Annotated in this window: 12 protein-coding genes; all 12 read left to right on the plus strand. The window is 59.3% G+C overall.

The window, feature by feature from the left end; genetic code table 11:
• Positions 1–56 precede the first annotated feature (56 nt).
• Entirely contained in the window at positions 57–935 is an 879-nt protein-coding gene (locus tag BM062_RS06005; protein ID WP_092394600.1) for a LysR substrate-binding domain-containing protein, read from the plus strand.
• A gap of 101 nt (positions 936–1,036) precedes the next feature.
• Positions 1,037–1,759, plus strand: coding sequence for a transposase (locus BM062_RS06010; RefSeq protein ID WP_092394603.1), 723 nt, complete (start codon positions 1,037–1,039; stop codon positions 1,757–1,759).
• Positions 1,760–1,937: 178 nt separating this feature from the next.
• Positions 1,938–6,626 (plus strand): glutamate synthase-related protein, encoded by a 4,689-nt coding sequence (locus tag BM062_RS06015; protein ID WP_092394606.1) that lies wholly within the window; start codon positions 1,938–1,940, stop codon positions 6,624–6,626.
• A 165-nt stretch (positions 6,627–6,791) separates the two neighbouring features.
• Entirely contained in the window at positions 6,792–8,255 is a 1,464-nt protein-coding gene (locus BM062_RS06020) for a glutamate synthase subunit beta (protein ID WP_092394609.1), read from the plus strand.
• Positions 8,256–8,473: 218 nt separating this feature from the next.
• Positions 8,474–9,277 carry an ABC transporter ATP-binding protein gene (locus tag BM062_RS06025; RefSeq protein ID WP_092395080.1) on the plus strand — a complete coding sequence of 268 codons (804 nt, stop codon included), beginning with the start codon at positions 8,474–8,476 and terminating at the stop codon, positions 9,275–9,277.
• Positions 9,277–10,077, plus strand: a complete 801-nt coding sequence (gene mlaE / locus BM062_RS06030) for a lipid asymmetry maintenance ABC transporter permease subunit MlaE (RefSeq protein WP_092394614.1) — start codon at positions 9,277–9,279, stop codon at positions 10,075–10,077. Before BM062_RS06025 ends, mlaE begins: the two co-directional genes overlap by 1 nt.
• A gap of 129 nt (positions 10,078–10,206) precedes the next feature.
• Entirely contained in the window at positions 10,207–10,680 is a 474-nt protein-coding gene (gene mlaD / locus BM062_RS06035; RefSeq protein ID WP_092394617.1) for an outer membrane lipid asymmetry maintenance protein MlaD, read from the plus strand.
• Complete coding sequence (locus tag BM062_RS06040) at positions 10,677–11,414, plus strand: MlaA family lipoprotein (RefSeq protein ID WP_092394620.1); 738 nt, start codon at positions 10,677–10,679, stop codon at positions 11,412–11,414. The genes mlaD and BM062_RS06040 overlap by 4 nt, the downstream gene beginning before the upstream one ends.
• A gap of 105 nt (positions 11,415–11,519) precedes the next feature.
• The gene (locus BM062_RS06045; protein WP_092394623.1) at positions 11,520–12,152 is read left to right on the plus strand and encodes an MlaC/ttg2D family ABC transporter substrate-binding protein; all 633 of its coding nucleotides are present in this window, start codon (positions 11,520–11,522) and stop codon (positions 12,150–12,152) included.
• A 17-nt stretch (positions 12,153–12,169) separates the two neighbouring features.
• Positions 12,170–12,463, plus strand: coding sequence for an STAS domain-containing protein (locus BM062_RS06050; protein WP_092394626.1), 294 nt, complete (start codon positions 12,170–12,172; stop codon positions 12,461–12,463).
• A gap of 169 nt (positions 12,464–12,632) precedes the next feature.
• Positions 12,633–13,586: an ABC transporter ATP-binding protein gene (locus tag BM062_RS06055; RefSeq protein ID WP_092394628.1), complete on the plus strand. Its 954-nt coding sequence runs from the start codon at positions 12,633–12,635 to the stop codon at positions 13,584–13,586.
• Positions 13,586–14,341: an ABC transporter permease gene (locus BM062_RS06060; protein WP_092395083.1), complete on the plus strand. Its 756-nt coding sequence runs from the start codon at positions 13,586–13,588 to the stop codon at positions 14,339–14,341. The genes BM062_RS06055 and BM062_RS06060 overlap by 1 nt, the downstream gene beginning before the upstream one ends.
• The last annotated feature ends 14 nt before the right edge of the window (positions 14,342–14,355 follow it).

The following is a 14,355-nucleotide window of genomic DNA, read 5'->3' on the forward strand; positions in this document are numbered from 1 at the left end:
GATCATTCTGAAAAATGAATAATAAAAATATTACCCATCTTAAAATGAGATGAATTATGGATTTGCTATCTCTTGAAATTTTTCGCACCGTAGTGCGGGAAGGCGGCATCACGCGCGCGGCCGAGCAATTGCACCGGGTGCAGTCGAATGTGACGACACGCATACGCCAGCTCGAAACTTCATTGGGCGTGCCTCTGTTTTCACGCAATAACAAACGCCTGGTGCTGACGCCGGCCGGCGAGACCTTGCTCGGTTATGCCGAGCGCCTGCTGAACCTGGCCGGCGAAGCGCGCGAGGCGGTCCAGCCCGCGGTGCCGCAAGGACGCCTGCGCATCGGCTCGATGGAAAGCACCGCCGCCAGCCGTTTGCCGCTGCCGCTGGCGCGTTTCCACCAGGAATGGCCGGCAGTGCAACTGGAACTCAGCACCGGCGCCACCCAGCAGCTGATAGACCGGGTCCGTGCATTTACCCTGGACGCCGCCTTGGTCGCAGGCCCGCTGGATGACCCCTTGTTCGAGATGCTGCCCCTGTACGCAGAAGAACTGGTCGTGCTGGCCGCCCGCAACCATCCGCCGATCGCCAGTCCCGACGATGTGCAAAGCCGCACCCTGGTCGCCTTCGAACACGGCTGTGCCTACCGCCGCCACGCCGAAAACTGGCTAGCCTCCGGCAGCATCCCCGGCCGCCGCCCGGACCGCATCCTGGAACTAGGCTCCTACCACGCCATGCTAGCCTGCGTCGCCGCCGGCGCCGGCATCGCCCTGGCCCCCCGGTCCGTCCTGGAATTGCACAACAACACCCAAAGCCTGGCCACCTACCCAATCGGCCCCGCAGGCCAAGTCACCACCTACCTGATCCGCCGCCACGACTACACCTCCCCAGCCTTCGACGCCCTAAGCCAGATCCTGCAAACCGAAGCCATCGCCAACAATTAGAACAATTAGGGTCAGAGTCAAATTGTTTAAGGCAAATCAAATAGGGTCAGAGTCGAATTATTCGATAAAATGCGGACATCATCAGATAACCCCTTTCTGCCATGGCTCGCCTGCCCCGACTCGTCATTCCCAACCAGCCGCATCACCTGATCCAGCGTGGCGTTGATCGCCAGGCAATCTTCCGCGAGACGGAAGATTATGTGAATTTCCTTGCCCGCCTGCGCGAAGCGGCCAAGCAATACAAGGTGGCTATCCACGCTTACGTGCTGATGACCAATCATGTGCATTTGCTGGCAACGCCTTCCGATGCGGAGGGTTTGGCCAGGATGATGCAGTGGGTAGGGCGCTTCTATGTGCCTTATTTCAATCAAAAATACGGACGTGTCGGGACTTTGTGGCAAGGACGCTACAGGGCCACGGTGATCGATTCGGAGCCTTATTTCATGTTGTGCAGCTGCTACATCGACCAGAATCCGGTGCGCGCAGGCATCGTTGCAACGGCTGGCGAGTATCCGTGGTCGAGCTATCTACACCATGTCGGCGTCAAGGCGGATCCCCTGGTGGTGGACCATGCCCTGTACTGGGCACTAGGCAACACACCCTTCGATCGCGAAGCTGCTTATAAGCAAATGGCAGAGCAAGCACTCACATCCGACCAGGCGCGCCAACTGGCTGATGCTACCAACAAGGGTTGGCCGCTGGGTACGGAAAAATTCAAGTCAAGCCTGGAAAAACAGGGCACTCTCAGGGTGCGCCCGGCCAAGCGCGGGCGTCCCTTCAAGACTCTGGCCGACGTCGCTGATCCGCAGGCCGGGCGCAAATAAAAAATGACCTGCAGGGCAACAAAACCATCAAATGCACCAATTTGACTCTGTCCCTATTTAATTTTGGTGCAAAATTTAACCTGAATAATTTGACTCTGACCCTAATTGTTTTGATTGAAGTCTGGATCTGTCTGCACTATTCTTAATATCCTTACTCTCAAAGTGGTGGAGCAACGTTATGCATGCGCAAGGTTTATACGATCCGGCTAATGAACATGATGCCTGTGGCGTCGGGTTTATTGCTCACATCAAGGGCAACAAGAGTCACTCGATCATTGAGCAGGGTCTGCTGATCCTGAAGAATCTTGATCATCGGGGCGCGGTCGGGGCGGATAAGCTGATGGGTGATGGCGCCGGGATCCTGATCCAGGTGCCCGACCAGTTCTACCGTGAAGAGATGGCGAAGCTGGGCGTGATCTTGCCGCCGCCGGGCGAATTCGGTGTCGGCATGGTGTTTTTGCCAAAAGAGAATGCTTCGCGCATCGCCTGCGAGCAGGAAATCGAACGCGCGGTGCTGGCTGAAGGCCAGGTCGTGCTGGGCTGGCGCGATGTGCCGGTGGATATCGAGATGCCGATGTCGCCTACGGTGCGCGACAAGGAACCGGTGATCCGCCAGATTTTCATCGGCCGCGGCCCGGACATCATGGTGACCGATGCGCTCGAGCGCAAGTTGTATGTGATCCGTAAATCTTCCGGCCACGCGATCCAGGCGCTGAACCTGTTGCACGGCAAGGAATTCTTCGTGCCGTCGATGTCGGCGCGTACCGTGGTCTACAAAGGATTGCTGCTGGCGGACCAGGTCGGCGTCTATTACAAGGACCTGCAGGATCCACGCTGCCTGTCGGCGCTGGCGCTGGTCCACCAGCGTTTCTCCACAAATACTTTCCCTGAATGGCCGCTGGCCCACCCGTACCGCCTGCTGGCGCACAACGGCGAAATCAACACCGTCAAGGGCAACTTCAACTGGATGCGCGCCCGCGAAGGCGTGATGAAGTCGCATGTGCTGGGCGACGACCTGAAGAAACTGTTCCCGCTGATCTATGAAGGCCAGTCCGATACCGCCTGTTTCGACAACGCGCTGGAACTGCTGCTGATGTCCGGCTACCCGATCGCGCAAGCGATGATGATGATGATCCCGGAAGCGTGGGAAAACCATGCCACCATGGATGACAACCGCCGCGCTTTCTACGAATACCACGCAGCGATGATGGAGCCATGGGACGGCCCGGCGGCGATGGCGTTCACCGACGGCCGCCATATCGGCGGCACCCTGGACCGCAACGGCCTGCGTCCGGCGCGTTACATCGTCACCGACGACGACTTCGTGGTGATGGCGTCGGAATCCGGCGTACTGCCGATCCCGGAATCCAAGATCATCCAGAAGTGGCGCCTGCAGCCAGGCAAGATGTTCCTGATCGACCTCGACGCCGGCCGCATCATCGACGACAAGGAATTGAAAGACACCTTCGCCAACGCCAAACCGTACAAGCAATGGATTGAATCGGTGCGGGTCAAGCTGGACGAGCTGAAATCGGAGCCGTCCGAATCCGGTTCGACCATCCCGCTGCTGGACCGCCAGCAGCTGTTCGGCTACACCCAGGAAGACATCAAGTTCCTGATGTCGCCGATGGCGGCCGCCGCTGAAGAAGCGATCGGCTCCATGGGCAACGACTCGCCGCTGGCGGTCATGTCCAACAAGAACAAGACGCTGTACCACTACTTCAAGCAGTTGTTCGCGCAAGTCACCAACCCGCCTATCGATCCGATCCGCGAAGCCATGGTGATGTCGCTGGTGTCCTTCATCGGACCGAAGCCGAACATGCTGGACACCAACAACATCAACCCGCCGATGCGGCTCGAAGTCACGCAGCCGATCCTGAACTACGACGACATCGCCAAGCTGCGCAATATCGGCGCCCACACCGGCGGCAAGTTCAAGTCGCATGAGCTCAACATCTGCTATCCGGTAGCCTGGGGCAAGGAAGGCATCGAAGCGCGCCTGGCGTCGCTGTGCGCCAAGGCGGTCGATGCAGTCAAGTCCGGCCACAACATCCTGATCGTGTCGGACCGCAAGGTCGATGCCGAGCAGGTAGCGATTCCAGCCTTGCTCGCCACCTCGGCAATCCACCAGCATCTGGTGAGCAAGGGCCTGCGCACGTCGACCGGCCTGGTGGTGGAAACCGGTTCCGCGCGTGAGACGCATCACTTCGCATTGCTGGCAGGCTATGGCGCCGAAGCCATCCATCCCTACCTGGCGATGGATACGTTGACGGAACTTGCGCACGGCTTGCCGGGCGCGCTGTCGCCGGAAAAGGCGATCTACAACTTCCAGAAAGCAATCGGCAAGGGCTTGCTGAAGGTCATGTCGAAGATGGGCATTTCGACCTACATGTCGTATTGCGGCGCGCAGATTTTCGAAGCGATCGGCCTCAACAAGAGCATGACCCAGAAGTACTTCAAAGGTACGTCGTCGAATGTCGAAGGCATAGGTGTATTTGAAGTGGCGGAAGAAGCCTTGCGCCTGCATCGCGCCGCGTTCAGCGACGATCCGGTGCTAGCCAACGCGCTCGACGCCGGCGGCGAATATGCATTCCGCATCCGCGGCGAAGAGCACATGTGGACGCCGGACGCGATCGCCAAGCTGCAGCACTCGACCCGCGCCAACAACTTCAACAGCTATAAAGAATACGCACAGCTGATCAACGACCAGTCCAAGCGCCACATGACCTTGCGCGGCCTGTTTGAATTCAAGATCGATCCAAGCAAGGCGATCCCATTGGATGAAGTCGAGCCGGCCAAGGAAATCGTCAAGCGTTTCGCTACCGGCGCGATGTCGCTCGGTTCGATCTCGACGGAAGCGCACGCCACGCTGGCAGTGGCGATGAACCGCATCGGCGGCAAGTCCAACACTGGTGAAGGCGGCGAGGACGAGAACCGCTATCGCCAGGAATTGAAGGGCATCCCGATCAAGCAGGGCGAAACGCTGGCATCGGTGATCGGCAAGGACCGTATCGAAGTCGATATTCCGCTGCAGGCCGGCGATTCGCTGCGTTCGCGCATCAAGCAGGTGGCGTCCGGGCGTTTCGGCGTCACCGCGGAATACCTGATTTCGGCCGACCAGATCCAGATCAAGATGGCGCAAGGCGCCAAGCCGGGCGAGGGCGGCCAGCTGCCGGGCCACAAAGTATCCGAATACATCGCCAAGCTGCGTTTCTCGGTGCCGGGCGTCGGGCTGATTTCGCCGCCGCCGCACCATGACATCTATTCGATCGAAGACCTGGCGCAGCTGATCCACGATCTGAAGAACGTCAATCCGCGCGCTTCGATTTCAGTCAAGCTGGTGTCGGAAGTCGGCGTCGGCACCGTGGCGGCGGGTGTCGCCAAGGCCAAGTCGGACCACGTGGTGATCGCCGGCCACGATGGCGGCACTGGCGCCTCGCCTTTGTCGTCGATCAAGCATGCCGGCTCGCCTTGGGAATTGGGCCTGGCGGAAACCCAGCAAACGCTGGTGTTGAACGGCTTGCGCAACCGTATCCGGGTCCAGGCCGACGGCCAGATGAAGACCGGCCGCGACGTCGTGATCGGCGCCTTGCTGGGCGCCGATGAATTCGGTTTTGCCACTGCGCCGCTGGTAGTCGAAGGCTGCATCATGATGCGCAAATGCCACCTGAACACTTGCCCGGTCGGCGTTGCCACGCAAGATCCGGTGCTGCGCGCCAAGTTCTCCGGCAAGCCTGAGCATGTGGTCAACTTCTTTTTCTTCATCGCCGAAGAAGTGCGCCAGATCATGGCGTCGCTGGGCATCCGCAGTTTCAACGAACTGATCGGCCGCGCCGACCTGCTCGACAAGTCGCGAGCGATCACGCACTGGAAAGCACAAGGCCTGGATTTCAGCCGCATTTTCTACCAGCCGGCATTGCCTGAAGGCGGCGTGTATTACCACACCGAAGAACAGGACCACGGCCTCGACCGGGCGCTGGACCACAAGCTGATTGGACAAGCCAAGGCGGCGCTGGACAAGGGCGAGCGCGTCTCGTTCATCTCGCCGATCAAGAACCTGAACCGCACCGTCGGCGCCATGCTGTCTGGCGAAGTGGCAAAAAAATACGGTCACGAGGGCCTGCCCGACGACACCATCCACATCCAGCTGCAGGGCACCGCAGGCCAGTCGGCAGGCGCGTTCCTGGCGCATGGCGTGACGCTGGACCTGGTTGGCGAGGGTAATGACTATGTCGGCAAGGGTTTGTCGGGCGGCCGCATCATCGTGCGTCCGAACACCGAGTTCCGCGGCCGCGCGGTCGACAACATCATCGCCGGCAACACGGTGCTGTACGGCGCCATCGCCGGCGAGGCTTTCCTCAACGGCGTTGCCGGCGAACGTTTCGCGGTGCGCAACTCCGGCGCGATTGCCGTGGTTGAAGGCACCGGCGACCATGGCTGCGAATACATGACCGGCGGTACGGTAGTGGTGCTGGGTGAAACCGGCCGCAACTTCGGCGCCGGCATGTCTGGCGGCCTGGCTTATGTCTACGATCCGGACGGCACGTTTGCCGCGCAATGCAATATGGCGATGGTGACGCTGGAGCCGGTGCTGAGCCAGGGCGAGCAGGAAGCCACGATCGATAAGGCGATCTGGCACAGCATGGCGCGCGGCGGCGAAGTGCAGGCTGACGAGGCGATCCTGAAAGGCTTGATCGAACGCCACTTCAAGTACACCGGCAGCACCCGCGCCCGCAACCTGCTGGACAACTGGGTTGCGTCGCGCAGCAAATTCGTCAAGGTGTTCCCGACCGAGTACAAGCGGGCGCTGGGCGAATTGAATGCGGTGCGCAGCACCGCGCCAGCCAAGGAAAAAGTCGCTGCTTAGTTAGCTGGAGTAGCTTGGGGCAGAGTGACTTTCTTTGCTGCTTAATCATCGTGTCTGATTAGTTGGGGACAGAGTCGCACGGAGAGTGTAATTCGCCGCACGGCGGCGGCTCTTAAACCCTACCCGGGCGGCTCTGTCCCGCAATTGATAAAAAGTGAGTGAAAAATGGGAAAAGTAACAGGATTCATGGAGTTCCAGCGGGTCGGCGAAACGTATGAAGCTCCAGTGGCGCGCAAGAAGCATTACAAGGAATTCATCCTCAGCCTGAGCAACGACGAAGCCAAGACCCAAGGCGCGCGCTGCATGGATTGCGGCATTCCGTTCTGTAACAACGGCTGCCCGGTCAACAACATCATTCCCGACTGGAACGACCTGGTGTATCGCGGCGCTTATCACGAAGCGCTGGAGACCCTGCATTCGACCAACAACTTCCCGGAGTTTACCGGCCGCATCTGCCCGGCGCCATGCGAAAGCGCATGTACGCTCGGCATCAACAGCGATCCGGTCGGCATCAAGTCGATCGAGCACTTCATTGTCGACAAGGGCTGGGAAAACGGCTGGATCGTGCCGCAGCCGCCTCTGGTCAAGACCGGCAAGAAAGTCGCCGTGGTGGGCTCCGGCCCCGCCGGCCTGGCGGCGGCGCAGCAGCTGGCGCGCATCGGCCATGACGTCACCGTGTTTGAAAAGAGCGATCGGGTCGGCGGCCTGCTGCGTTACGGCATCCCCGATTTCAAGATGGAAAAATCCCATATCGACCGCCGCGTCGAACAGATGGAAGCCGAAGGCGTGACCTTCCGCACCGGCGTCCTGGTCGGCAAGGATTTCCCGGCCAATGTAAATAACTGGGCCAAGAAGACCATTGCGCCGGACGAATTGAAGGCCGAGTTCGACGCCGTGGTGATCGCCGGCGGCGCCGAGCAGCCGCGCGACCTGCCGGTGCCGGGGCGCGAGCTGAAGGGCGTCCATTTCGCCATGGATTTCCTGCCGCAGCAAAACAAGGTCAACGCCGGCGACAAGGTCAAGGACCAGATTCTGGCTGGCGGCAAGCACGTAGTGGTGATCGGCGGCGGCGATACCGGTTCCGATTGCGTCGGCACCTCCAATCGCCAGGGGGCGGTATCGATCCAGCAGTTTGAACTGATGCCGCAGCCACCGGAGCTGGAAAACAAGCCGCTGGTATGGCCGTACTGGCCGACCAAGCTGCGCACTTCGTCGTCGCACGAAGAAGGCTGCGACCGCGACTGGGCAGTGGCCACCAAGCGCCTGGAAGGCAAGAACGGCAAGGTCGAGAAACTGATCGCCGCCCGCGTCGAATGGAAAGACGGCAAGATGCAGGAAGTGCCGGATTCGGAATTCGAGATGAAGGCCGACCTGGTGTTCCTGGCCATGGGTTTCGTCTCGCCGGTGGCGCAGGTGCTGGAAGCGTTTGGCGTCGACAAGGATGCGCGCGGCAACGCCAAGGCCACTACCGACGGCGACGCCTGCTACAAGACATCGGTCGACAAGGTGTTTGCCGCCGGCGACATGCGCCGCGGCCAGTCGCTGGTGGTATGGGCTATCCGCGAAGGTCGCCAGTGCGCACGCGCAGTCGATGAGTTCCTGATGGGGGCATCGGTTTTGCCACGGTAATACTGCGCAGCTTTTTGCTGTCGCTAAATAAAGAAGGAGCATGTCAGTGGCAACACCGGCATGCTCTTTTTTCTGCAGCACATGTTTTTGTACATGCATCCGGGCAATAGTCAAACTGTTGTAATACAGGCACATGCCAGTCTGCCTACTATTGCCCGGCCCTGAACGATTGTCGCATTTGCACTACAATAGCCCCTTTGATTTATTCGGTGGATGGTGTGGCAAATATCGTCGAAATTCGTGATCTGCAGTTTGGCTATGGTGAGAGGTCGATTTTATCGGGTCTCAACATGGACTTCGCACGCGGCAAGGTGATCGCCGTCATGGGCGGCTCCGGCTCCGGCAAGACCACCATATTGCGGCTGATCGGCGGCCAGCTCAAGCCGCAGGCCGGCAGCGTCAAGGTCGACGGCGAAACGGTGCACGCATTGTCGACCCCGGGCCTGTATGCCTTGCGGCGCAAGATGGGCATGCTGTTCCAGAGCGGCGCCTTGTTTACCGACCTGACCGCATTTGAAAACGTGGCTTTCCCGCTGCGCGAACACACCAACCTGTCGCCGGAACTGCTGAACAACCTGGTGCTGCTGAAATTGAATGCGGTCGGCTTGCGCAATGCAGCGCAGCTGAAGCCGTCCGAGATTTCCGGCGGCATGGCCCGGCGCGTGGCGCTGGCGCGCGCAATTGCCCTGGATCCGTCGTTGATCATGTATGACGAACCGTTCGCCGGCCTGGATCCGATTTCCATGGGCGTGACGGCCAACCTGATCCGCAAGCTCAACGATGCGCTGGGCTCTACCAGCATCCTGGTGTCGCATGACGTCCATGAGTCGTTCAGCATTGCCGACTACGTGTATTTCCTCTCGCAGGGACAAATCGTGGCGCAGGGCACGCCGGCAGAGATGCAGGCGTCGGCCCATCCGTACGTGAAGCAATTCGTCAACGCTGAACCTGATGGTCCGGTGCCGTTCCATTATCCCGGCAAGTCGCTGGCCGAGGACCTGGGCTTGAAGGGGCGCGGCTGATGCTGAACGTCGTAACCAAGTTTGTAAGCAATTCTCTTGCGGCGGTGGGACGCACGGTACGCGAATCGATTACCGGCCTGGGCCTCGCCACGCGCATGTTCTTTGCGATCCTGCGGGCGTCGCTCGGACTCTGGCGGCGGCCGCGGCTGATTACCGACCAGATCCATTTCATCGGCAATTATTCGCTGATCATCATTGGCGTATCGGGCCTGTTTGTCGGTTTCGTGCTGGGTTTGCAGGGTTATTACACGCTCAACAAGTATGGTTCGGAACAGGCGCTGGGCTTGCTGGTGGCGCTGTCGCTGGTGCGCGAACTGGGGCCGGTAGTGACGGCGCTGCTGTTCGCCGGCCGCGCCGGCACTTCCCTGACTGCCGAAATCGGCCTGATGAAAGCCGGCGAGCAGCTGTCGGCGATGGAAATGATGGCGGTCGATCCCATGCAACGGGTCGTGGCGCCGCGTTTCTGGGCCGGCGTGGTAGCGATGCCGATGCTGGCAGCCTTGTTCAGCGCCCTGGGTATCTTTGGCGGCTACCTGGTCGGCGTCAAGCTGATCGGCGTCGATGAAGGCGCGTTCTGGTCGCAGATGCAGGGCGGCGTGGATATCTGGCAAGATATCGCCAACGGGGTCTTGAAAAGCATTGTGTTTGGCGTCGCCGCAACGTTTGTGGCGGTATGGCAGGGCTATGAGGCAAAACCGACGCCGGAAGGCGTCTCCAGGGCAACCACGCGCACCGTGGTGATCTCGTCGCTGGCGGTACTGGGGCTGGACTTCCTGCTGACCGCCTTGATGTTTAACTAATTATTTGCGCGACTCCCGCTGCCTGTCATGTCGAGCAGCGGGAATCAAACCGTAGCAGCGCGTTTTACTTCTCGTTACTATTTTCTCTTCGAGATATTGTTCGCGATGGTATTTTTAAGGTGATGAATCATGCAACAGAAAACTGTAGACGTATGGGTAGGCATGTTTGTGCTGATCGGGGTGCTGGCCTTGGGGTTCCTGGCGCTGAGGGCAGGCAACCTGAGCAGCTCGACTTTCAACAAGACCTACCCGGTAATTACCAAGTTCGACAATATCGGCGGCCTGAAAGTACGTGCTTCGGTGCGCAGCGCCGGGGTGGTGGTGGGGCGTGTGGCGTCGATCAATTTCGACGACAAGAATTTCCAGGCGATAGTGACCTTGAACATGGACCAGCGTTACCAGTTCCCGGAAGACAGTTCGGCTAAGATACTCACGGCAGGTTTGTTGGGCGAGCAATATATCGGTATCGAAGCGGGCGGCGCGACCAAGAACCTGGTTGCCGGCGACCGTATTAAATTAACGCAATCCGCGATTGTGCTGGAAAACCTGATCAGTCAGTTCCTGTACAGCAAGGCCGCGGATGTAAAGGACACTGAACAATGAAAACCATGACTCGCCTGGGCTCGCTGGCCCTGGTTGCCGCACTGGCCGGCTGCGCCACTACCAGCAATCCGCAAGACCCGCTGGAGGGTTTCAACCGCGCCATGTTCAGCTTCAACGACACGCTCGACAAGGTCGCCCTGAAACCGGTCGCCACCGCTTACCGGAACTGGCTGCCGAGTTTTGTCCAGACCGGCGTCAACAACTTCTTCGGCAACCTGGGCGACGTATGGAGCTCGGTCAACGGCTTCTTGCAAGGCAATGTCGCGGACGGTACATCGGATGTGATGCGGGTTGCGGTCAACACCACGCTCGGCCTCGGCGGCTTGCTGGATATCGGCTCGGAAGCCGGTTTGCAGAAACATAACAAGGATTTCGGCCAGACCCTGGGCAAGTGGGGCGTCGGCTCCGGCCCTTACCTGGTGCTGCCGCTGTTCGGGCCGTCGAATATCCGCGATACGGCGGCATTGCCGGTCGATATGTATGGCGACATCTGGTCGTACAAATATCCGGTGCGCTGGCGCAATACCGGTTCGGTGGTGCGCCTGATCGACAAGCGCGCCAACCTGCTGGACGCAGGCGGCCTGCTGGAGGATGCCGCCCTCGACAAGTATGAATTCGTGCGCGATGCCTATACCCAGCGCCGCCAGAGCCAGATCAACGGCAATAATGACGACAGCGACGACAAGGCAGATAAGGCGGACAAGCCTGCCAACAGCAAGCCCGCCGAGCAGTGATTATCGGCGCCGGCTGGAACCGGCGCTTGAAATTGCCGTCTTAGGACGCATATACCCCGCGTCTGAGACGTCTTCTAACAACCATTAAGATTGTTAAAAATACATATGAAAATTCTGAAAAAATTCCTGACGCTGTCGCTGACTGTCGGCAGCCTGTTGTTCACCGCGGCAGCCCAGGCGCAAGAAGCGCCTGATGCGCTGATCAAGCGCATCAGCCAGGACGTGCTGGATACCGCCAAATCGGACAAGAACATCCAGGGCGGCAACCAGCAGCGGATCCTGGCGCTGGTTGAGGAAAAGATCATTCCTTATGTCGATTTCGAGCGCATGACCAGCATGGCCATGGGCCCCAAGTGGCGCGATGCAACTGATGATCAAAAGAAACAGCTGATCACCCAGTTCCGCAGCCTGCTGGTCTTCACCTATTCCGGCGCGCTGTCGCAAGTGCGTGACCAGCAGATCGATTTCAAGCCGCTGCGCGCCGATCCGGCCGATACCGATGTCATCGTCCGTTCGCAAGTGATCCAGCCGCGCGGCGAGCCTATCCAGCTGAATTATCGCGTGGAAAAAGCAGGCACCAGCTGGAAGATCTATGATGTCAACGTACTGGGCGCCTGGCTCGTTGATTCATACAAGGGTACCTTCACCTCCGAAATCGGCCGGTCCGGCATCGACGGCCTGATCAAGGTATTGTCGGACAAGAACAAGGAACGCGCTGCCCGCGGCCTTAAAAAATAAACAGTTGATTGACTAACATGTTCAGACCATCTCACTCGCTTACTGTCGGTAACGCCAAAGTCACTCTGGAAGAGGGCTTGCGCGCGATCGCCGGGGGCGAGACCGAGATTGACCTGGGCGATGTGGTGGCGGTCGATTCGGCCGCCGTCGCAACCTTGCTGGCATGGCAATGCGCCGCCCTGAACCAGGGCCTGAACCTCCATTTCTCCAGTTTGCCCGCCAACCTGGAAAGCCTGATCGATTTGTACGGCGTGACAGAACTGCTCGCGCCCACCGGCGTGACTGTTGCCGCCAGTACACTGCATCATTGAGCTCCACCTTCTCCTTCCCCCCGTAGCATCCCGGGTTTGTCGTTGCCGCCCGGCCTTCGCAGCAAAAATCCAATATAATCAAGGGTTCCGCCACCGGCCAGCATGGTTTGACCGGCAAATCGGCAGCACTGCCGAGGCGTTCCAATTACAGAATATTTAGCAAGGCACTATGGCGGCCATCCAAATTACCAACGTCAAGAAGCGTTACCAGTCCTTGCAGGCGCTGGGCGGCGTTTCCCTGACCATCGAAGAAGGTGAATTCTTCGGTTTGCTGGGTCCTAACGGCGCTGGCAAGACCACCTTGATTTCAATCATCGCCGGCCTTAACCACCCGGATTCAGGCAACGTCACGGTCCATGGCCACGACGTGGTCAGCGACTATCGCGCCGCGCGCCGCAATCTCGGCGTGGTGCCGCAAGAGCTGGTGTTCGATCCTTTTTTCACGGTGCGTGAAACGCTGCGCATACAGTCCGGCTATTACGGCCTGAAGAACAATGACAAATGGATCGACGAGGTAATGGAAAACCTTGACCTGACCAGCAAGGCCGACACCAACATGCGCGCCCTGTCGGGCGGCATGAAACGGCGCGTGCTGGTGGCGCAGGCCCTGGTCCACAAGCCGCCGGTGATCGTGCTGGACGAGCCGACCGCCGGCGTCGACGTCGAATTGCGGCAGACCTTGTGGCGCTTCATTTCACGCCTCAACCGCGAAGGCCACACGGTGGTCCTGACCACGCACTACCTGGAAGAAGCGCAAGAGCAGTGCAACCGCATCGCCATGCTCAAGCTGGGCCAGGTCGTGGCGCTCGATTCCACCTCGGCGCTGATCAAGCGCATCGCCGGTTCGCAATTGCTGGTCAACCTGTCCAGCGGCAGCTTGCCGGCAGCGCTGCAGCCCTTGGTGCTGCATGCCGACGGCAGCAAGTTCTCGCTGCGGGTCAACGAATACGCTGATGTCGAACCGATCCTCGGCGCCTTGCGCCATGCCGGCGCGGTGATCGAGGACATGCAGTTGCAGCAGGCTGACCTGGAAGACGTGTTCCTGCAGATCATGGACAGCAAGGTCAGCGCCAGCGGCTTTAATGTTTTTGCCGATGAATACAGCGCGGGCGGTGTCAAATGATGGTTGGTTTCCAAACCCTGTTCTACAAGGAAGTGCTGCGCTTCTGGAAAGTGGCGACGCAAACCATAGGCGCGCCGATCCTGACGGCGATGCTGTACCTGCTGATTTTCGGCCATACCCTCAAGGACCATATCGAGGTCTATCCCGGCGTGCAGTACACCGCATTCCTGATTCCCGGCCTGGTGATGATGAGCGTGTTGCAAAATGCCTTCGCCAATACCTCGTCATCGTTGACACAGTCGAAAATGACCGGCAATCTGGTGTTTGTCCTGCTGACGCCGCTGTCGCACTGGGAGCTGTACGGCGCTTACGTGCTGGCCTCGGTAGTGCGCGGCGTGGCGGTCGGCCTGGGTGTGTTTGTGATCACCGCCTGGTTCGGCAACCTGTCTTTCGTGGCGCCGTGGTGGATCGTGATTTTTGCATTCCTGGGCGCCGCGCTGCTGGGCACCATGGGTTTGATTGCCGGCATCTGGGCAGACAAGTTCGACCAGCTGGCAGTCTTCCAGAATTTCCTGATCATGCCGGCGACCTTCCTTGCCGGCGTGTTTTATTCGATCAAATCGTTGCCGCCGTTTTGGCAGGCCGTATCGCATTTGAATCCGTTCTTTTATATGATAGACGGATTCCGCTACGGCTTTTTCGGGCAGTCAGACATTAACCCGCTGATCAGCCTGCTGATCATCTGCATATTCCTGGCGTTGTTGTCGGCGGTAGCGGTGCAGATGCTGAAGCGCGGCTATAAGCTAAGACACTAAGTGCGGCACTGAGC

Source organism: Collimonas sp. OK412 (genome assembly GCF_900112135.1).
GTDB classification, from domain to species: domain Bacteria; phylum Pseudomonadota; class Gammaproteobacteria; order Burkholderiales; family Burkholderiaceae_D; genus Collimonas; species Collimonas rhizosphaerae.

Excerpts from the sequence above, each read along its gene's own strand:
- BM062_RS06015 (WP_092394606.1), top strand. The coding sequence starts at position 1,938 with ATGCATGCGCAAGGTTTATACGATCCGGCTAATGAACATGATGCCTGT.
- BM062_RS06060 (WP_092395083.1), top strand. The coding sequence starts at position 13,586 with ATGGTTGGTTTCCAAACCCTGTTCTACAAGGAAGTGCTGCGCTTCTGG.
- BM062_RS06050 (WP_092394626.1), top strand. The coding sequence starts at position 12,170 with ATGTTCAGACCATCTCACTCGCTTACTGTCGGTAACGCCAAAGTCACT.
- BM062_RS06055 (WP_092394628.1), top strand. The coding sequence starts at position 12,633 with ATGGCGGCCATCCAAATTACCAACGTCAAGAAGCGTTACCAGTCCTTG.
- BM062_RS06020 (WP_092394609.1), top strand. The coding sequence starts at position 6,792 with ATGGGAAAAGTAACAGGATTCATGGAGTTCCAGCGGGTCGGCGAAACG.
- BM062_RS06040 (WP_092394620.1), top strand. The coding sequence starts at position 10,677 with ATGAAAACCATGACTCGCCTGGGCTCGCTGGCCCTGGTTGCCGCACTG.
- mlaE (WP_092394614.1), top strand. The coding sequence starts at position 9,277 with ATGCTGAACGTCGTAACCAAGTTTGTAAGCAATTCTCTTGCGGCGGTG.
- BM062_RS06010 (WP_092394603.1), top strand. The coding sequence starts at position 1,037 with ATGGCTCGCCTGCCCCGACTCGTCATTCCCAACCAGCCGCATCACCTG.
- BM062_RS06045 (WP_092394623.1), top strand. The coding sequence starts at position 11,520 with ATGAAAATTCTGAAAAAATTCCTGACGCTGTCGCTGACTGTCGGCAGC.
- BM062_RS06005 (WP_092394600.1), top strand. The coding sequence starts at position 57 with ATGGATTTGCTATCTCTTGAAATTTTTCGCACCGTAGTGCGGGAAGGC.
- mlaD (WP_092394617.1), top strand. The coding sequence starts at position 10,207 with ATGCAACAGAAAACTGTAGACGTATGGGTAGGCATGTTTGTGCTGATC.